The organism is Cryobacterium sp. PH29-G1, assembly GCF_030063365.1.
In the GTDB taxonomy this organism is placed as follows: Bacteria; Actinomycetota; Actinomycetes; order Actinomycetales; family Microbacteriaceae; genus Cryobacterium.
The window spans coordinates 328150-346750 of sequence record NZ_JASISY010000001.1 but is presented as its reverse complement, the minus strand read 5'-3'; the positions used below and the strand labels follow the sequence as shown (position 1 = coordinate 346750).

Genomic DNA, 18601 nt, shown 5'->3' with positions numbered 1-18601 from the left:
TCCCGGTCCGACGCCGCGCACGCGGCGTCCGCGGCTTTGGTTCACGCGTCGCTCGCGCGCACCGCGGCGAGCGGTGTCCAAAATCGGCTCGGTACCGTTCTAGACTTGCCCTGCTTAGCGTGCTTACCGAGGAGGTACCGTGGCACGATCGAATATTTTAGACAGGTTCCGCCCGGTAGGCGCGCCCGGAGCGGCGTCCCCGAGTGGCGATGCGGCTTCGGATGCCCTGGGCCCGGCGGCTGAACTGGCGCCTGTCTTCGCCGCTCTCGCCGCCGACGTGGAAGCCTGTCGGAAGCTGGTCGAGGACGCCCGGCAGAGCGCGAGCGACGAGCTGTCCCGCGCTCAGGAGCGGGCGGATGCCGTGATCGCCCGCGCCCGGCTGGACGTGGGCGCCGAGCAGGCTCGTGCCGCAGCGGCCGTCCTGCGCACCGCGTCGGAACATGATGCCCAGTTGTTAGAACAGTCCAGCCGCAAAGCGGCGGAACTCGAGGAGACCGGCACCGCCCAGCTGGCCACGGCCGTGCACAAGGTCATGGACGCCCTCGTGTCTGAGCAACTCACCCTGCGGCGATGAAGTCCGATTGGGTTGCCGCATCTGTGCGGGCGCGTTCCCTGGCACAACGCCGCGTCGGCGCGGGAGCAAGCCGCACAATCGCCGCCCAGCTCAGTCTGGAAGGGGGCCTGTCCCTGCTCGAAAACACGGTCTACGCCCACCTCCTGGACAGCGGCAGCACTCTCGCCGCTGCGGAACGCGCCACCCACGACACCGTGCTGTGGCAGCTCAGAGTGTTGGCCGGTTGGATGCCGGGAGCAGGAACGAGGCTGGCCCGGGCAGCCGCCGGCGCGTATGAACGCGACAATATTCTCACCCTGTTCCGTCGTCTTGCCGATGAAAGCACCACGGTCGAGCCTTTCGAACTCGGGTCGCTCGCATCCGCCTGGCCACGGCTACAACTGGTGACGTCGACCGATGAGCTGACGGATGCCCTGCGCACGTCTGTCTGGGGTGACCCCGGGCCCGGTGACACCACCGCGCTGCAAGACGTTCTGACTCTGGCCTGGCTTCGTCGACTGACCGAAGCGACGGCAGCCGCGCGTCCGTGGGCCGTAGGTGTCGCCACGGTGACCGTGGCTCGGCTTCGCCTGGTCGATAGAGCAGAGCCGTCCACGCGAATGCGTCAACTGGTGCGTCCGCTGCTCGGCGACAAGTGGGAGACTGCTGCCGACCTCACCGAGCTGCGCAGCTTTCTGCCGCGCTCGGCCCAGGCCGTGCTGCTGGGCATCAGCACCCCCGACGATCTGTGGCGAGCGGAGTCGCGACTCCGGGCGAGTGTGGAAGCCGATGGTTTTCGTCTCATGCGCGGCTCCCTGCCCGGACCGGATATCGTGCTGGGTGCCATTGCGGTGTTGGCCGTGGACGCCTGGCGGGTGCGCGCGGCTCTGGCCGCCGCGGCGTCAGGAACAGGATCAAGCGAGGTGCTCGATGCCGTGGCGTGAATCTCTCAGCCCCGTTCAAATGACGCGTGTGGCGCTCGTCGCCCCGATCGAACAACGCCGCGAATTACTGGTGGCTATCGCGCACAATGCGCATGTTGAGCTCGACCTGCCGTACTCGCCCGGCGACGGGCCGGACGAGGTGGACAAGGCCGTTGATGCGGCCATGACGTCCGGTTCGACCGCTGGCTGGGTGGGCTGGACTCCGGCCAAAGAACTTCCCGCCCTCACGGAAGCACTCACGAGCGTGGGCGCTGCCGTCGTTCCGTTGGGGCGACCCCGAGGTGTCCAACCGCCAACCCTGCTGACCGGAGTCGGCACCAGCCGCGCTGGAGTCTCTCGCACCCTGGTCGACACCTATGGCACCGTGCCCTACGCCGACGTGGATCCGTCCCGGATGGCGGGAGTGGCGTACGTGGTCATGTTCGGCATGATGTTCGGCGACCTCGGACACGGGGCCATCCTGGTTCTGGCCGGTCTGGTGCTGCGCAGCGGCCGGATCAAGAAGCTGGCTTCCCTGAAAAAGACGTGGCTGTTCGTGGCGGGTGCTGGGCTGACCTCGATGGTCTTCGGGGCACTATACGGCGAGGCCTTCGGCCCCACCGGGCTGGTGCCAGTGCTGTGGCTCGAACCCATGAATAACCCAATTCCGCTGATGGTCACCGCACTCATTTTTGGCGCGGTCCTCCTCGCCGGCGCGTATGCCCTCGGCACCATAAACCGGGTGCGGGAGGGCGGCTGGGCCTACGCCCTGTACGCCAGCTCGGGCGCCGCCGGCGCCGTGCTGTTCCTGGCGATCGGCCTGCTCACCTGGGGTCTCATTTCGAACCTCTCCCCCGTGGTCTTGATCGCGGTCATACTCGCTGCGACCGCGCTCGTGTTCATTTTCATCGGCTTCTTCGTCGACGCCGGCGGCGGTCCGACGGGCATCATGCAGGCCGTCATCGAGCTGGTGGACACCGTGATTCGCCTCGGCTCGAATGTTGTCTCGTTCGCTCGGCTGGCGGCTTTCGGGCTCACCCACGCGGCGCTGCTGAGCGTCGTGTGGAGTGCCACCACGGCGTTGTGGCAACCGGATTGGCGGGCATTGGCCGCCATCCTCGTGTTCGTGGTCGGCAATGTGCTCACCTTTGCGCTCGAGGCGCTCGTGGCCGGGGTCCAGGCGCTCCGCCTGGAATACTACGAACTCTTCTCCCGAATTTTTCAATCGGAGGGGCGGCCGTTTCGTCCCTGGGCGCCCGTTCGAAGCGCCGATCTCCACCCCGACAGTTCCTCTGAAAGGCCTCTACCGTGACTATCTGGCTCGGCACTATCCCCGTGTTTCTCCTGGCCGCCGGCGGCGCCTTCATGCTGATGAAGCGCCGGGGCAAGTCCGGCATCACGCTGCTCGTGGGTATCAACGTGGCCGTGATGGTCGGTGCGCTGGCCCTGGTGGTGACCGCGCTGAATGCCACGCCCGCGGTGGCAGCCGACGTGTCCGTGCCGGCAGCCACGGCGGTCGCGGCCACCGGAAGCGGCGGGTCGGCCCTCATCGCCGCGGCCATTGCCGTGGCCGGGTCGTCCATCGGAGCAGCCTTCGCCGTGGCCTATACCGGGTCGGCCGCGTTGGCGGCGATGAGCGAACGTCCCGAGATCTTCGGGCGTGCCATGGTCGTTGTCGGTCTGGCCGAAGGCATCGCCATCTATGGTCTGATCATCGCGATCATCCTCATCGGTAAGGCCTGAGGCGGATCGCGATGTCGACCACTGTTGCCGCGCTGGGTGAACAAGCACTGCTTGAGGGCTTCACGCTCGCCGGTGCCCACCTCTATGCGGCCGAAACCGACGACGCCGTACGTCAGGCCTGGGCCGCGCTGCCGGATCGCACCGGAGTCGTGCTCTTGACCCCACGTGCGGCACACGCGCTAGGCGCAGCAGTCTCCGCCCCGCATTCCCCCCTCACCGCGGTGCTGCCGCTATGACGGGACTTCCATCCGGGTCAGATTCCAGCCTGGCACCGCTTCGCGATTCCATGCATGCTGCAGCGCGCGCGACAGCCGCTGAGATCTTGGACAGTGCACACACCCAGGCGCAGGCGCTAGTGGATGCGGCCCAGTTGAAGGCCGCCACGATCCTCGCGGCCGCAACCGCCGACGGCGAAGCCGCCGCCCAGTCCGAGTCCAGGATGCGTTCCGCTCGGGTACGGCGTCAGGCCCATGAGGCCGTGCTGACCACGCGCAATGCCCTGCGACTACAGCTGCAGGGACAGGTACGAGAGTCAGCCCTCGCGCTGCGAACCGACGAACGGTATCCGACCCTGCTCGACCGACTCACCGAGCGAAGCCGCATGCTGCTCGGGCCCGATACGACGGTCACCGAGAGCCCCGACGGCGGCGTCATCGCCGAGGCCGGCTCCCGCCGTGTCGATTTCTCCCTGCCGACTCTCGCCGCCGGCACACTCGACCGGATGGCGCCGGAGGTGGACGGCCTGTGGTCGCGGTAGGCAAGCCCCGCACAGGTGCCATCGTGCGGGTCAGCGGCCCCCTGATGGAAGTCGACGGAGTACCGGACGTCTCCATGCTCGAGGTTTTGGCCGTGGGTCCTCAGCGCATCAGTGCGGAGACCGTGGCAATCGCGGGCAACCGCGCAACGCTTCAGGCTTACGAATACACCGGCGGGGTCAAGGTCGGCGACACCGTTGAAGCCACCGGCAGTCAACTCACCGGTCTGCTCGGCCCCGGCCTTCTCGGTGCCGTCTTCGACGGACTGATGCGTCCGCTCTCGTCAGCGCCGCTCTGGCTGACGCAGGATCGCACCACCTCGACCGACGATCCCGCCACCATGGAGCGCATCTGGACGTTCGTACCGTCAGTCGCCGTCGGCGACCAGGTTTCACCGGGGGATGTTCTCGGCACAGTCCCCGGCGCCGGGTCGGTGGAACACCGGGCGCTCGTACCACCGGGCATTTTCGGCACTCTCACCTGGCTGACATCCGAGATGGAGGTGCACGCGCTGGATCCGATCGCCCGCGTCGGCACCCAGGAGGTGCTGCTGTCGGAACGCTGGCCGGTGCGCGCTGCCCGCCCGTTCCGCGACCGTACCGCTGGAGTCGTCCCGCTCCACACCGGGCAGCGTGTGCTCGATTTGATGTATCCGCTGGCCCGCGGTGCCGCCGCGGCCGTGCCCGGCGGGTTCGGTACCGGTAAGACCATGATGCTCCAGCAGATTGCCAAGTGGAGTGACGCGGATGTGATCGTCTACGTGGGCTGCGGCGAACGAGGCAATGAGATGGCCGATGTGCTCGACGGCTTGTCCCAGCTCGTCGATGAGCGCACCGGCGGCAAACTCATCGACCGCACGGTCATCATCGCCAATACCTCTAATATGCCGATGATGGCCCGCGAGGCCAGCATCTACACCGGCATTTGCGTGGCCGAATATTACCGGGACATGGGCTACGACGTGGTGGTGATTGCCGACTCCACCTCCCGCTGGGCCGAGGCGCTGCGAGAGTTTGCCAACAGAAACGGGGACCTGCCGGCGGAAGAGGGATACCCGGCGAACCTCGCATCCGAGCTGGCCGCGTTTTACGAGCGGGCCGGTCGAGTGACCACGCTCGGCGGGCAGACGGCATCCGTCACCGTCATCGGAGCGGTATCGCCGCCGGGCGGCGATATGACCGAGCCTGTTACCACCGACACCCAGCGTTTCGTTCGGTGCCTCTGGCTGCTCGACCGGGATCTGGCCTACTCACGGCATTATCCAGCGGTGAGCTGGACCGGATCATTCACGCGTGACGAAGAAGCGCTCGGCCGCTGGCACACCGCAAACGGAGACCCGGGTTGGGCGCCGCGGCGCGCCCGCGCCGCGGCGCTTCTGGCCGAAGCCGACCGCCTCGGAGACCTCGCCGAAATCATCGGCGCGAACTCGCTCCCCGGGCATGAACGCATGGTTTTGCTGGGCGGGCGCCTGTTGCGAGACGGAGTTCTGATGCAGAACGCACTGAGCCCCAACGACGGCTTCTGCTCGGCGGAGAAGGGCGCGGCTCTGCTCGATCTGGTGCTCGACGTCGTCGACACCTGTCAGCAGCTGGTGGAGCGCGGCGTCTCGGCGACGACCATCGAACAAGCCGACCACGGGCCGGTGCTTCGGGCCCGTGAAGAAACCGGGCCGGCGGATGCCGCTGGCGTCGCCTCCCGACGGGCCGACGTTGTGCGCAAGCTGGAGGAACTCTCATGACGGACCCAACGACCGCGCCATCCGGCACTGAGCGCCCTGACGAGGGGCCGAACCCGGGGGTGGCCCAGATTTCGCACGGCGACGTGCGTGAATTGCGCGGCCCGCTGCTGGTGATGGGAGATGTCGACGACGTCGGGTGGGACGAGTTCGCCACGGTCGACTTCGCTGGCCGGGAACGACACGGCCTGGTGTTGGAGGTGGATCATGATCTCGTGACGCTGCAAGTGCTGGAGGGGACGGATGCGATGGCGCCCGGCGGCGTTCGGGTGCGATTTGCCGGCCGCCCCCTGCGCATTCCGGTCGGGAGCGGCTGGCTCGGGCGCGTGTGCAACGGCCGCGGCGAGCCCCTCGACGGCGGCCCTCCCGTAACCGGGGACACCACTCTGCCGGTCAGCGGATGGCCGCTCAACCCGGTCTATCGAGAGCCACCGCAGGAACCGGTCCTGACCGGTATTTCCGTCATCGACGCGTTGACCACCCTGGTCAGGGGTCAGAAACTCCCCATCTTTTCCGTTCCCGGGCTCCCCCACCTCACGCTGGCCACGCAGATCGCCGCCCAGGCAACCTCCGGAGGCACCACCTTCCGCGTTGTGTTCGCGGCAATGGGTCTGACCCACGCAGACATTGCCTTCGTGCGAGACCGTTTGGAAGAACGCTCAGCGGCCGGCGAACTCGTGCTGTTGATCAACGCCGCAGACGACCCCGTCATCGAACGCATCCTCACCCCTCGAATCGCGCTGACCATTGCCGAGAACCTGGCCTATACGGAAGGTCACGACGTCTTGGTCATCATGTCGGACATGACCAGCTATGCCGAAGCCGTGCGAGAAGTTTCCGCTGCCCGTCGCGAGATCCCGGCCCGGCGTGGATACCCGGGCTACCTCTACAGCGATTTGGCCAGCCTGTACGAACGCTGCGGCCGAGTGCGGGGGCAGCAGGGCTCGGTGACTATCGTGCCGGTGCTCACGATGCCCGCCGGCGACATCACGCATCCGGTGCCCGATCTGACCGGCTACATCACGGAAGGACAGATCGTGCTCTCCCCCGAGGTCGCCGCACGCGGGATCTACCCACCCGTCGATGCGCTGTCGTCCCTGTCGCGCCTGATGCGTAGCGGCGCCGGTGCCGGCCGTACCCGCGAGGACCACCTCGATGTGGCCGCGCAGGTACTTGCCGCCCTGGCACATGCCCGGCAGTCCGCCGAGTTGGCCGAGCTAGTGGGAGCCGCGGCCCTCAGCGAAACCGACCGCAGCTACATCGCCTACCGAGGCCTGCTCGAACAGGGGTTGCTGAACCAGGGTCACGACGACCGGCGTTCCCTCGAGGACACGCTGGACCGGGCCTGGTCCGCATTGGCCGCGCTGCCGCGGCGGGAACTGACCATGCTGTCCACCGAATTCCTGGACCGATATCTGCCGAGCGAACCGGAGGCGACATGACCGACACTGGTCGATCGGGAAAAGTCCGTCTCGAACGCCGGCTGCTCACGGCCAAACACGGCGCTGCTCTGCTCGACCGTAAACAACACATCATGGCCGATGAACTTGAGCGACTGCAGTTGCACGCTGACGGCATCCGCCAGGAATGGGAGGAGCGGGCGCGGGAGGCGGCCATGTGGCTGGGCCGCGCCGCCGGCCTAGACGGCCGAGCGCAAATCGAGGCGGCTTCACCGTCCGACTCGGCCGAGGTCGAGATCCGCTGGGGCGGTGCCATGGGTGTCACGTACCCGGAGGAGGCCAGCTGCCGGTTGCCCGGTGTCCCGTTGTCGGGTGGCAGCTCGGCGTTGGCCTTCGCGGCAATCGCGCATCGATCGGCCCTCACCGCCGCAGTCCAGCACGCGGTCGTGCAGCGCGCGGTTCTGTTGCTGTCCACCGAACTCACCGCGACACGGACCCGTCAGCGGGCCGTCGAAAATCGTTGGATTCCCCTTTTGGAAGACGGACTGAGGGCAATCCGCCGCGCGCTCGAAGACCAGGAGCTCGAAGAGAGCCTGCGGGTGCGCTGGGCTGCGGACAGAACTGAGAAGCCCGTACCCCGACCGAGGGTTCCCGAATTGGAGTCCTCATGAGCGGCACAATACTGGTCGCCGTCAACGATTCACCTGCGGCGTTCACTGCGGTCGACGTCGCTGTCGACCAGGCCCGGCGTCTCGGTGCACGCCTACGCGCCGTTATGGTCATCGAAGACGGCGCGATCGACCGGCATCTAGACCCAACCGTGGCCCTGGCCAGACGTCGGGAGCTTGCGGCAGATGCTGTCCTCAACCATGTCATTGCCGTGGGTCTGGCGTCCGGCATCGACGTCGCGGGCCATCGACGAACCGGCAAGGTCGCCGCCGAAATCCTCGAGGAGGCGCGCGCGGTCGACGCGACGTTAATCGTCATGGCCCGCGTCGACCGACCGGGCCACGCCATTCCTTCTATCGGCAGCCACACGCTGAGGGTGCTCGAATTCTCCAGGATTCCGGTGTTGGTCGTTCCGGCGCCATAGCGCCGCCGGATCGGTGAAAATTCCAGTCCGCTGCGGCATCCGTGCTGTCCACTTTCGCCAGCCGCTCACGCGGGCCAGACTGTTCCCATGGAACACGAACAAGCGGCCGAGATGAGCGCCCGAGTGGCGGGCCTGTTCAACCGGGTGGCCGACACCTATGACGCGGTCGGGGTGCCCTGGTTCACTCCGATCGCCGAGCGACTCGTGGCAGAGTGCTCGCCCCGACCGGGTGAGCGAGCCCTGGATCTCGGCACCGGCCGCGGCGCAGCCCTGTGGCCGTTAGCCGCGGCCGTCGGGCCGAACGGCCACGTGACCGCGCTCGATCTCGCCGAGCAGATGGTCGCGGCAACCCGCCGTGATTCCACGGCGCGCGGCCTCGGCACGGTGACCTTCCTCGTCGCTGATGCTTCATACCCGAACCTGCCGCCGGCGTCGTACGACCTGGCCGTCGCCTCACTCGTGCTCTTCTTCCTGCCCGAGCCGGGCGCCGCTCTCCGCGTCTGGTGGGACCTGCTCGTGCCGGGCGGTCGCCTCGCTGTTTCCACCTTCGGCCCTCGCGATCCGGCCTGGGAAGACCTGGACGACGTATTCACCCAGTACCTTCCACCCCAGCTGCTCGACGCGCGCACGAGCGGCATCCGTGGCCCTTTCGCAACGGATGCCGGGGTCGAAGCCCTCTTTCGCATCGCGGGTTTCGACGACATCCGCACCACCTCGTTCGATCTGCCGGTGCATTTCAACGATGTCGATCACTGGTATCGCTGGTCGATGTCGCACGGCCAGTTGTCGCACTGGCTAGCGGTGCCGGAACCAAACCGAGCCGAGGTTCTGGCGCAGGCAGCCGAGCGGTTGAAAGCGGCACGCGACCCGCGCGGCGGCTTCACGCTGGAACAGCAGGTGCGCTTCACGCAGGGGCGGCGCCCGCTGCCCGGCTGACGTCGCCGCCACCGCGTAAACCGCGAGTAAGCTGGAACCGTTATTTGGGGGGTTACATGCTCGATCGTGGAGTGGGTCTTGCTGTGGGCACGACCGTTGCAGCGGGAGCGGCGGTAGTCTGGCTCGCCGTGAGCCGGGATCTGCCGACCGCCAGTCCGCCGGCCGACAGCGGGTCTCTCGGGATGTGGACCTTCCTCTACGCCCTCGAGGCTCCCGCACCCCACGTGCTCGTGGCAGCAATCGCCCTCGCCGTGTTTTTTGCCGCCGGGATCAGCGTGCTGGAATGGCGGGTGACCAATACGTCTCGTCGGTCGTCGAACCGAACCCTCGCCCCGCTGGCGCCGAAGATCGTGATGTCCCTGACAGGGGGTGTCTACGCCGGCCCGGTCTCGTTTACCGTCCTCATCCCGGCCTACAACGAGGAAGCAACACTCTCGGCCACGGTGACCGCGCTTTTGTCGCAGTCCCACCGCCCGGAGCGGGTCATTGTCGTCGCCGACAATTGCACCGACAACACGGCGGCCATCGCGCGCAGCCATGGTCTTGAGGTCTTTGAGACGCAGGGAAACACGCAGAAGAAGGCGGGCGCCCTCAACCAGGTGCTCGCGGTCATCCTCCCCGACCTCGGCGACAACGACATCGTCATGGTCCTGGATGCCGACACTACGCTGGATGCGGGTTTCCTTGCGAGCGGCGTCGCTCGATTCGAGAATGATCGCGCGCTCATGGCCATCGGGGGCTTGTTCTACGGAGAACCGGGTGCTGGCCTGCTCGGCCAGATGCAGCGCAACGAATTTGTGCGCTATTCCTCCCAGTTGAAGCGTCGCCGCGGCAAGGTATTCGTGCTCACCGGTACCTCTTCTATGTTTCGGTCCCGGGCCCTGCGCGAGATTGCGCTCAACCGAGGCGGCCTCCTCCCGGGGCAGCCCCACGACGTCTACGACACCCACGCCCTGACCGAAGACAACGAGCTCACCATCGCCTTGAAGACGCTGGGAGCGCTCATCACCTCGCCGGCCGAGTGCACGGTGGTCACCGAGGTGATGCCCACCCTGCGCGCTCTGTGGGTGCAGCGCCTGCGCTGGCAGCGCGGAGCGCTGGAGAACCTCAGCGTTTACGGCGTCACCCCACCCACCCTGCGATACTGGGCCCAACAACTCGGCATCGGATACAGCGTCATCGCCCTCACCTCCTTTTTGACTCTCATCCTGCTTACCCTGCTGTCGCTGGACGAGTGGATCTGGTATCCATTCTGGCTGGGCCTCGGACTGGTGTTCATGCTCGAACGCGTCGTATCCGCGTGGAAAGGCGGTTGGCCGGCGCGCCTGCTGGCTGTCACCGTGCTGCCGGAGCTGTGCTTCGATATGTTCCTAAACCTCGTCTACGTGAAGGGAATCATCGACATCACCCGCGGCCGACAGGGGCAGTGGGGCGCCGCCACCCAGTCGACCCGTCCACGTGTCCGAACGCTCGGCGCGGCGACAACGCCCGGTGGCAACTGATGTTGTTTCCAGCCGGGATTTTGTTTCCCGAAACTGTCCTGCGCTCCGAATTCTTCTCCGTTCTTGCCGCGTTCGTAGCCGTGAACACGGTCATCTATGCCACGCTCGCGATCTCTCGCATCCTGCCAACGGTGTATCCGGGCGATCTGGTTCCGGGCCGCCGACGCCGCGCCGAAACGCGCAGCATCTTCCCCGAAGCGGCCCGCGACGACCGTGACGGGGCCCGACACCTCAGAACCACGCCGGAAGAGACCGCTGCGCCGTAGCGAGCACCGCTTGACAACTTGTCGCGTTTATCCCCGATCGTAGGGAAACCCCGCTCACAGGAGTCTTACGGGACGCCCGGTGACGGCGCACACTCGATCATGCGCAGCGGCGTTTCCTTGTGTATGGGCACGAGCTGCCAGTCAGCCCCGTGGTCAATCGGTCTTCGGCGCGAGTCCGAGTCGTGGGTAAAGCACAACGAAGGCCTCGTCGAGGCCGTCGGTGAGAGCGGGAAGGACGTGCCCGCCGTTGGGCGATTCCCAATAGGTGACCGTCATGCCCGCGGCTGACGCGGCCGCGGCCATCCGCTTCTGTCCGGGGACGAATCCTGTGTCGTTGGACCCGACGGTGAAGACGGCGACCGTGTCGGTGAATTTCTTGGCGGCGAGCAGGTTGAGTGGTTTCATCGCGTCGTAGGAGGCCTGGTCGCCGTGGAAGACGTCGGCGAGGGTCGCCGCCTGAATCTCGGAGCCGGGGAATTCCTCACCGGAGATGTCGACGACGTTGGAGAACAGGTTTGGGTGTTTGGCGGCGAGGGAGATGGCGCACTGTCCGCCGTTGGAATATCCGGCGATGGTCCAGTACCTCGGGTCATTGATGATGTTCAGGTTCGCCCGCGCCCAGTTCACGACGTCCTGGGTGATGAACGTTTCAGCATTGCCGTAGTTCGGAGTGTCCAGGCACAGCGGGTCGCTGGCCGGGTCGCCGAGCTGGTCCGCGACGATGACGATCGGTGCGAGACCCGCGTGGGCGGCAGCATCCTGGTCAAGGGTCGCGGCGATGAACGACGGATCGGGGTTGCCCGGCTGCCCCATGAGCAGGATGACCAGCGGTAGCGCCGGCGCATGGGGGACGAGCGCTGCCGGTGGAAGGTAGATCCCGGCCGGCCGTGAGGTGAATCCCGAGATCGTGTTGGGGATGACCCGGCTCCCCGTCGTGCCCTGCGCGGGGAGATCGGGCGGAGCGACCCAGCTCTGGTAAAGCGGACCGGTCTTCGAAGGTGTGACGGTGGCAGGCAGCGCGATCGCCGTTTCCGTCGTCACCCCGAAGAGAGAGCCCAACGTGCGGTTGAGCCCGAAGCTCGCATTGATCGCCAACGACCCCGACGCCAGAAAGATGAGAACCGATGCCGCAGCCATGATTTTGCGACGTCGGCGCGCTCCCCGAAAATTGGCCAGGGCCAGGGCGACCGCCGAGCACGTGGCGGCAAACCAGAGGAAACTCGCCAGGCCCGGCGACATTCCGAACGCGTCGACGACAATCACGACCACGAACCAGATCCCCACGGCGACCCCGGCCCCGGCGGTAGCAGCGATCACGACCGTCAGCATCCAGGCCAAGGTCGGGGCGCGGAGGAGGAGATACAGCAGCTGCACCGTCGCCAGACCCAGCACGACATAGAGCACCGGGCCAGTGACGATATCGATGCGAAGCAGGGAGGTGCCGAAGTCGTTGATGAGCGTCCCGTCTGCGCGGTCGGGCGTCAGCTCCACTGCCGGATAAATTCGTCGGTGAAGCTGACTCGCCGGAACTCTACTGCGGTGCGCTGACGTCGCGCGTTTTATGGACGACTCTGAAAGGAAGCAGCGGCTCAACTCTCAGGAAGCCGGTGTCGTAGGAATTGGTCGCACCGCCGTCAACCGGGTCGACGGGGTCGGTCGCGGACGTTTCCGAGCGCTACACGATCGGCCCGCTCGCGTCGCGGTTGTGGGAAACACACCCTCGCGGACATCCGGGCAGTCGATGCAGCTTGGGAGGAAACAGAGCCACTTGGTGAGACGCCCGTTCCTTGGGAGGACGTAAAGCGTGACCTCGGTCTGTCGTGACGTACACGGTTCAGATCCTGCCCGTCGCAGCCCGAGCAATCCGCAAGCTTCCCCCGGAGGCAAAACGTCGCGTGCAAGCGATGGTCGAACCATATCCGCCGCCCAGTTGAGCACGCGGGTCACCGAGGCACGGTCCTTAACCCGCGAGCCTCAGGCAGTCTGATGCACGGAACTGAAATAGGTGACTACAGGCGGGACGCCTTCAGAACAATAGAGGTACCCGCGTGCTCAAACGTCAACTGCGTAGTTCAGCGTCAGCTCGTCAGCGGGCACTCCTCGAATGCCCCAGTTCGCACGCGGCGTCTCCGTGATCGTGATTTCTAGATCGTGCGGAGTGACACCGACGGCTGCAACATTGCTGATGAGTTCGCGGATGAAGTCCTTCTTTGTTTCCGTCGATCTGCCCTCAAACATGCTGACCTCGACGATGGTGTAGTCGATCGAACGATCCTCAGGCGTGATGAACTCGTCGGGGCTAAGGGTAATGAAACGGTGGAACCGCTTCTCCATCGGCAGCTGAAGCGCCGATACCGCCGCTGCGTGGATCGCGTCGGACAGCGAAGAGATGCGCGGAGCAAGCGCCGATTTGTGACCGTAAATTTTGATTTGAGCCATGCTTCAGTTTGGCAGGTCGCCAAGTGCGGCTTGTCCGAACACGCACGCATTGAATTCCGCAAATGGAACCGCAAACGGTCAACGTCCGTGAGGCTCTGCACGGCCACGCCGTCGTGGCACCTGTTTGGGACGTTGGCACTGGTTTGAACGCGTGCCAACTTCCCAAACACGTGCCACGAGACGCGCGCAGGTGCCTGGCGGGGTGCCCAACCTCCGGGGCGTCGAGTGCCCGAGTGCCGGACAGCCAACGGGAATAATCTCGCCGAGGCTGGGCGCCACCGCCCGCGTGAACGCACTTGTCGCGTTACCCTGCCCGTCAGGAAATCCCGCTCACATGCGTCTAACGGGTCACGAGTTAAAGGCTCTTGCCGTCTTCAAGCCAGGATATATGAGGCACCAAGGTTCCGAGACGCGTTACGGTGGTCGTGGATAACGTCTGCGACTGTGAGCGGTAAATATCCGGTCGCAGGGTTGCGATTTTGCTCGTACCTCGTGACTTCGCCGTCCCTAGTCGCAGAGCGCAGGCATATGCATCAATTGACACGACGACAACCGGGGGGAAGTCATGAAGAAAACGCCTGCACTCTGCGCTGGATTCATCGTCATCTTCTTCTTGACTGGCTGCTCTGGCCAGGTGAGCGGTGCGGCAGCGACTTCGCCCCCTTCGCCCTCTAGTACCCGTCACCCTTCGGCTTCCCAGTCGGCTTCCCCTTCGCCCGAAATGCCTGGTCCGGCTGAGTCCGAGCCCGTCGGAGCCGCTGAATGTGACGGGGATAACCTGGATATCTCGATCGCCGCACAGCCGATGGCCAGCGGTGCAGGTTCGTTTTACTCCGAGATCACGTTCACTAACACCAGCGGCGACACCTGTCTGGTCGAGGGACCGCTTTCCATCTTCAACCTCGCAGACAGCGCTACGGGGGCAGTCGTCGGCAAGCGCGCGGAAGACAACGGGCTACCAGAGGTGGTGCCCATTGCTCCTGGGGCGTCTGCTTACAGCACCATCCACTTCACCAATGCCGGAGCCTACGACTGTGAAACAGCCGTCGCCGATGTGGCCTACGTGAGTCCGCCCAATTGGGATTCATCGCGGACCATCACGCTGGAAAGTCCCGTCACCGTATGCAACACACCGGCTACGTACAGTGTGTCGTGGATCAGCGCGACCAGTCTCTTCTGATCTAAACGCATGGGCAGCGACTCCCAGCTGCCGATGCAATCGCCGCTGCTGCTGTAGCAGGGGCGATAGTCGGGGTGATTGGTCGCCGCTGGAGGATCAGGACGCCAATCGATCGTTGGGACCGACTCTAACAACGCCCTACCCACGGTCCGGAACACCGCCACGCTCGCGATCAGCACAAGGCCGCGCACTTAGAACAGATGCGGGCAAATTGTGAGCAAATTCGGAGAAACATACCGCTGAGACGGTTTTAGAAACTACGTCTGATCAGGATTTTTAGTGGAGCCGCCTGTCAGAATCGAACTGACGACCTTCTCATTACGAGTGAGATGCTCTACCAACTGAGCTAAGGCGGCGTTACCAGAGCACCCCAAAAGGTACTCGGTGACACAGCAGCCAAGCCTAGTCGTTTTTCCGAGTGATCCTGTACACCTCGGCGAAGGAGGCGTCGATGCACTCCGAAAGCGCGCGTACACCGTCGCCCTCAGCCCAGACCCGCCACGCATGGCGAATCGACGCGACAGCTACGAGCGTGAGCAACAGCGCCCGCTGGTTGAGCTCCGTCGGGTGGTTGGCGAGGTCGGGGGCATCCGCTGTAAAACGGTGCGCAACAATTTGCTGCAGCTGGTCTTCAAAATCGCGCAGTGTTGCCATGCCTATACCGAGCAGGTACGCGTTTTCCTTCATGACCGCGCGCCGCAGCTGGTTAATCTCAAGGTCTACCTCGGTGTGCGCCAGGCTTTGGGAGAGCAACACGGCCAGGTCGGCCAGCACATCGGCATTCTCGCCGCCGCCGGTCACAAATTTCTCAATATCGGCAGCGGAGGCCATTCCCGGTGTATCCCCGATCAAAGCCGCATCTTTCGAGGGGAAATAGTTGAAAAAGGTGCGTGGTGAAACGTTGGCGAGGCGGCTGATGTCCTCAACCGTGACATGGTCGACACCCCTCTCGCGCGCCAGAGTGAGTACGGCATGTTGGATGGCGCGCCGGGTAGCACGGCGCTTACGCTCGCGAAGACCCAGCGGTTCAGTTTCGATCGGCATCCCCAATTATTTCACGGTGCGCACACGTGCACATCGAACGGGCGGCACCCCTAGCACTGCGGGTCGGCAGCCGGAACGATCCCGTCTACCAGATACGCGTCGACCGCATCGTTCACGCACGAGTTGGACTTGTTGTAGGCCGTGTGTCCTTCACCGGTATAGGTCACCAGATTGCCGCTGTCGAGCTGCTCAGCGAGCCGCTGCGCCCAGACATAGGGCGTTGCCGGGTCATTGGTCGTGCCGACGACCATAATGGGCGCCGCACCAGGCGCGTGAATCTCCGCGCGTTCTCCCGTGAACTTTTCGGGCCAGTTAGCGCAGGCGATGTCTCCGAAGCTCATATACGCACCGATGACCGGGGCTGCTGCGGCCATTTCTGCGGCCTGAGCGCGCATGATGGTGGGGTCGGCGTTGTACGAGTAGTCGATGCAGTTGATTGCCATGAAGGATTCGGTTGAGTTGTCGGCGTAGTTGCCGTCGGCATCGCGCCCGTTGTACGCGTCGGCGAATTGGAAGGCACCGTCGGCATTGCCGTGCAACACGGTATCGAACATGACGCTGAGCTGGGGCCATGCGGTGGCTTGGTAGAGCGGGTAGATAATCGCGGTCAGCAGCGCATTGGCGCCCAGCTGGCGGCCATCGGTTGCCGTGATCGGGCTGGCATCTACCGACGTCATGAGCGAGCCGATCGTTGTCATAGCGCTGTCAACGCTGCCCCGGAACGGGCAGTCCTCCCCCGCCAGACAGTCGGCCAGGTAGGCGCGCAGGGCGTTTTCGAACCCGACCGCCTGAGTTTTGGTCACCTCAAAGTTGCTGGTCGACGGATCAACGGCACCGTCTAGCACCAGGCGGCCGACTTTGTCAGGAAAGAGCTCGGCGTAGGTGGCACCGAGAAATGTGCCGTACGAGTAGCCGAGGTAGTTCAGTTCAGTATCGCCGAGCACCGCGCGCAGCAGGTCGAGGTCGCGGGCGGCACTTTCGGTGTCTATAGTACCGAGCAGCGCTCCGGTTTGTTCGGCGCAGGCGGCAGCGAAGGCATCGGAAGAGGCCGCCAGTTCGGCGATCCAGGCATCCGTGCCACGCTCGGCCGTGGTTAGGCCATAGAGGTATTCGTCCATATCGGCCGAGTCGTAGCAGGATACGGCGGAGGAGCGACCGACCCCGCGCGGGTCAAAGCCGACGATGTCGAAGCTCGATTGCAGCGTCTTGTCGGTGGCATAGTCGAGCGAGTCCTTGACGAAGTCGTAGCCGGAACCACCTGGTCCGCCGGGATTCACGAGCAGGGAGCCGATACGGTCGTTCCCCGTGGCGACGTGCCGCACGAGCGCCAGCGAGATATCACCGGCAGCGGGGTCGGAGTAGTCCAGCGGTGCGGTCGCGTCGGAGCATTGGAGTCCGTCACCACAGTCATCCCACTGCAACACCTGGCTGTAGAACGAATCAAGGCCACCGCCGACCGTCTCGCCGGTGGGGGTAGATTCGGCGGGTCCGGCATCCTGCGCGAACAGCGAGGAGCATCCGCTGAGCACGAGTGCGAGAGTTAGGACGACCGCCGTGGTGCTGAGGGCGCGGATGCTGCGATTCAACGAGTTCCTCTTTCGTGACATGAAACGGATGCTGCGTTAGAGGCTACCGAAGGCGGCTGGGAGCGTGCGGGTGGCAGCAGGCCGGCTAGCGACGGATCGCCGACACGAGCATTGCCTCCAGCGCGAGAGCCGGAGCCACGTTGGATTGGATCCGCTCACGGGCCAGGGCGATCGCATCCATGGTGGCGACCGTGGCTTCGGGAGCGCTCGTCGCGCTGGCCGTACGCAGTTCGGCGAGCAGTTCGAGGTTGATCACGACGTGTTCCCGGCCAAGCTGCACCATCACCACGTCCCGGTAGAGCGAGGCGAGATCGACCAGAATGCGGTCGATCCCATCGCGCAGGCTGCGCACGGCGCGGCGTTTCTGATCATCTTCGAGCGCCTTGACTTGGCTGCGGAGCGCCGGCGGCACGGATTGGCCGGCCTCGACACCGAGCGAGCGCAGCATGCCGTCTCGTTCAGCAGCGTCGAGCTCCAGAGTGATCGCCTTGGCATCGTCACCGGCAATGGCGAGCAGCCGCGCCGCCGCATTGACGGCCGCTGACACCGAGCGGATGCCGAGGGCCGTGCGCAGGGTCTCCTCGCGTCGGGCCCGCGCGTCGGCATTGGTCGCGAGCCGCCGGGCCATTCCGATGTGGCTCTGGGCAAGACGAGCGCTACTGTCGGCGATGACCGGGTCGACGCCGTTGCGCCGCACGAGCAGATCGGCCACATCGGCCACGCTCGGTACGCGCAGACGCACGGTGCGTACGCGGGAGCGGATAGTGGGGAGCAGGTCGGCCTCGCTGGGCGCGCACAGGATCCACACGGTGCGCTCCGGGGGCTCTTCAAGGGCCTTCAACAGCACGTTGGAGGTACGTTCGACCATGCGGTCGGCGTCTTCGACGACGACGACCCGGTAGCGGCCGACCGACGGCGAGTACTGCGAGCGGGCGACGGCCTCCTTCACGGATTCCATCTTGATGATGACGCCCTCGGTCGTGAGCACGCTGAGGTCGGGGTGGGTGCGCGCCTCGACCTGACGCGCGGCCGCGAGGTCGCCTTCGGGAGTGCCCGGACTCAGTAGCGCCGCCGCGAAGGCGAAGGCGAGGTTGGACCGGCCGGAGCCGGGCGGCCCGGTAATGAGCCAGGCGTGGGTCATCGAGCTCGACTCGATGGTGGCCCGGCTGGTCGCGCTCCCCGCGGCATCGCTCGCGGCCATGTCCCCCGTCAGGCCGGTACCCGCAGCAGAGCCAGCGCCCGCGCCGGACGGCAGGCGCTGCGCCGCCGCTTGGAGGATGGCGATCGCGTCGGCCTGTCCCGTTAGGTTGTCCCACACTGCCATGAGTCAAGGGTAACCCGGTCCACCGACAGTCCGCCTCCCGCCCGTCCTTCTATTGCCCGGGCCCGGGCCCGGAAACTGGGCCCGTGATAGATCGTGGGCCCAGTTGCATAAGGTGGGCCCGG

Annotated in this window: 19 protein-coding genes and 1 tRNA gene; 14 read left to right on the top strand and 6 right to left on the bottom strand. The window is 65.5% G+C overall.

The features are described 5' to 3' along the window. Nucleotides 1-139 precede the first annotated feature (139 nt). The 13 genes from QMK22_RS01620 to QMK22_RS01560 all read left to right on the top strand — a co-directional run bounded on the left by QMK22_RS01620 (nt 140) and on the right by QMK22_RS01560 (nt 10906). Nucleotides 140-574: a hypothetical protein gene (locus QMK22_RS01620; RefSeq protein WP_283495875.1), complete on the top strand. Its 435-nt coding sequence runs from the start codon at nt 140-142 to the stop codon at nt 572-574. Then, entirely contained in the window at nt 571-1497 is a 927-nt protein-coding gene (locus tag QMK22_RS01615; protein ID WP_283495874.1) for a hypothetical protein, read from the top strand. The genes QMK22_RS01620 and QMK22_RS01615 overlap by 4 nt, the downstream gene beginning before the upstream one ends. A 19-nt stretch (nt 1498-1516) precedes the next feature. Then, nucleotides 1517-2788 (top strand): V-type ATPase 116kDa subunit family protein, encoded by a 1272-nt coding sequence (locus QMK22_RS01610; protein WP_283495873.1) that lies wholly within the window; start codon nt 1517-1519, stop codon nt 2786-2788. Further along, nucleotides 2785-3219, top strand: a complete 435-nt coding sequence (locus tag QMK22_RS01605) for an ATP synthase subunit C (protein ID WP_283495872.1) — start codon at nt 2785-2787, stop codon at nt 3217-3219. The genes QMK22_RS01610 and QMK22_RS01605 overlap by 4 nt, the downstream gene beginning before the upstream one ends. Before the next feature lie 11 nt (nt 3220-3230). Next, nucleotides 3231-3455, top strand: a complete 225-nt coding sequence (locus QMK22_RS01600; RefSeq protein WP_283495871.1) for a hypothetical protein — start codon at nt 3231-3233, stop codon at nt 3453-3455. An 86-nt stretch (nt 3456-3541) separates the two neighbouring features. Then, nucleotides 3542-3976, top strand: a complete 435-nt coding sequence (locus QMK22_RS01595) for a hypothetical protein (protein ID WP_283495870.1) — start codon at nt 3542-3544, stop codon at nt 3974-3976. After that, nucleotides 3964-5712: a V-type ATP synthase subunit A gene (locus QMK22_RS01590; protein WP_283495869.1), complete on the top strand. Its 1749-nt coding sequence runs from the start codon at nt 3964-3966 to the stop codon at nt 5710-5712. Before QMK22_RS01595 ends, QMK22_RS01590 begins: the two co-directional genes overlap by 13 nt. Then, nucleotides 5709-7151: a V-type ATP synthase subunit B gene (locus tag QMK22_RS01585; protein WP_283495868.1), complete on the top strand. Its 1443-nt coding sequence runs from the start codon at nt 5709-5711 to the stop codon at nt 7149-7151. The genes QMK22_RS01590 and QMK22_RS01585 overlap by 4 nt, the downstream gene beginning before the upstream one ends. Further along, on the top strand, nt 7148-7780 hold the full coding sequence (locus QMK22_RS01580) for a V-type ATP synthase subunit D (protein WP_283495867.1): 633 nt from the start codon (nt 7148-7150) through the stop codon (nt 7778-7780). Before QMK22_RS01585 ends, QMK22_RS01580 begins: the two co-directional genes overlap by 4 nt. Then, a complete protein-coding gene (locus QMK22_RS01575) occupies nt 7777-8202 on the top strand; it encodes a universal stress protein (protein ID WP_283495866.1) in 426 nt (141 codons plus the stop codon). Before QMK22_RS01580 ends, QMK22_RS01575 begins: the two co-directional genes overlap by 4 nt. An 87-nt stretch (nt 8203-8289) precedes the next feature. Then, a complete protein-coding gene (locus tag QMK22_RS01570; RefSeq protein ID WP_283495865.1) occupies nt 8290-9138 on the top strand; it encodes a class I SAM-dependent methyltransferase in 849 nt (282 codons plus the stop codon). A gap of 56 nt (nt 9139-9194) precedes the next feature. Further along, the gene (locus QMK22_RS01565) at nt 9195-10640 is read left to right on the top strand and encodes a glycosyltransferase family 2 protein (RefSeq protein WP_283495864.1); all 1446 of its coding nucleotides are present in this window, start codon (nt 9195-9197) and stop codon (nt 10638-10640) included. Beyond that, nucleotides 10640-10906 carry a hypothetical protein gene (locus tag QMK22_RS01560; RefSeq protein WP_283495863.1) on the top strand — a complete coding sequence of 89 codons (267 nt, stop codon included), beginning with the start codon at nt 10640-10642 and terminating at the stop codon, nt 10904-10906. The genes QMK22_RS01565 and QMK22_RS01560 overlap by 1 nt, the downstream gene beginning before the upstream one ends. A 153-nt stretch (nt 10907-11059) precedes the next feature. On the opposite strand, the gene QMK22_RS01555 is transcribed toward QMK22_RS01560, so the two are convergent. Together QMK22_RS01555 and QMK22_RS01550 are read right to left on the bottom strand one after the other, a co-directional pair. After that, nucleotides 11060-12397, bottom strand: coding sequence for an alpha/beta hydrolase (locus tag QMK22_RS01555; RefSeq protein ID WP_283495862.1), 1338 nt, complete (start codon nt 12395-12397; stop codon nt 11060-11062). Between the two features lie 561 nt (nt 12398-12958). Beyond that, complete coding sequence (locus tag QMK22_RS01550) at nt 12959-13345, bottom strand: tautomerase family protein (protein WP_283495861.1); 387 nt, start codon at nt 13343-13345, stop codon at nt 12959-12961. A gap of 565 nt (nt 13346-13910) precedes the next feature. On the opposite strand from QMK22_RS01550, the gene QMK22_RS01545 reads away from it, so the two are divergent. Continuing rightward, nucleotides 13911-14525, top strand: coding sequence for a DUF4232 domain-containing protein (locus tag QMK22_RS01545; protein ID WP_283495860.1), 615 nt, complete (start codon nt 13911-13913; stop codon nt 14523-14525). Nucleotides 14526-14805: 280 nt separating this feature from the next. On the opposite strand, the gene QMK22_RS01540 is transcribed toward QMK22_RS01545, so the two are convergent. From QMK22_RS01540 to QMK22_RS01525, 4 genes are all read right to left on the bottom strand, one after another. Next, nucleotides 14806-14881: transfer RNA gene (locus QMK22_RS01540), tRNA-Thr, on the bottom strand. A gap of 46 nt (nt 14882-14927) precedes the next feature. Continuing rightward, complete coding sequence (locus QMK22_RS01535; protein WP_283495859.1) at nt 14928-15569, bottom strand: TetR/AcrR family transcriptional regulator; 642 nt, start codon at nt 15567-15569, stop codon at nt 14928-14930. Nucleotides 15570-15619: 50 nt separating this feature from the next. Then, a complete protein-coding gene (locus tag QMK22_RS01530; RefSeq protein WP_283495858.1) occupies nt 15620-17176 on the bottom strand; it encodes an alpha/beta hydrolase in 1557 nt (518 codons plus the stop codon). 64 nt (nt 17177-17240) lie between these two features. Then, nucleotides 17241-18479, bottom strand: a complete 1239-nt coding sequence (locus QMK22_RS01525) for a DNA polymerase III subunit delta' (RefSeq protein ID WP_283495857.1) — start codon at nt 18477-18479, stop codon at nt 17241-17243. Between the last annotated feature and the right edge of the window lie 122 nt (nt 18480-18601).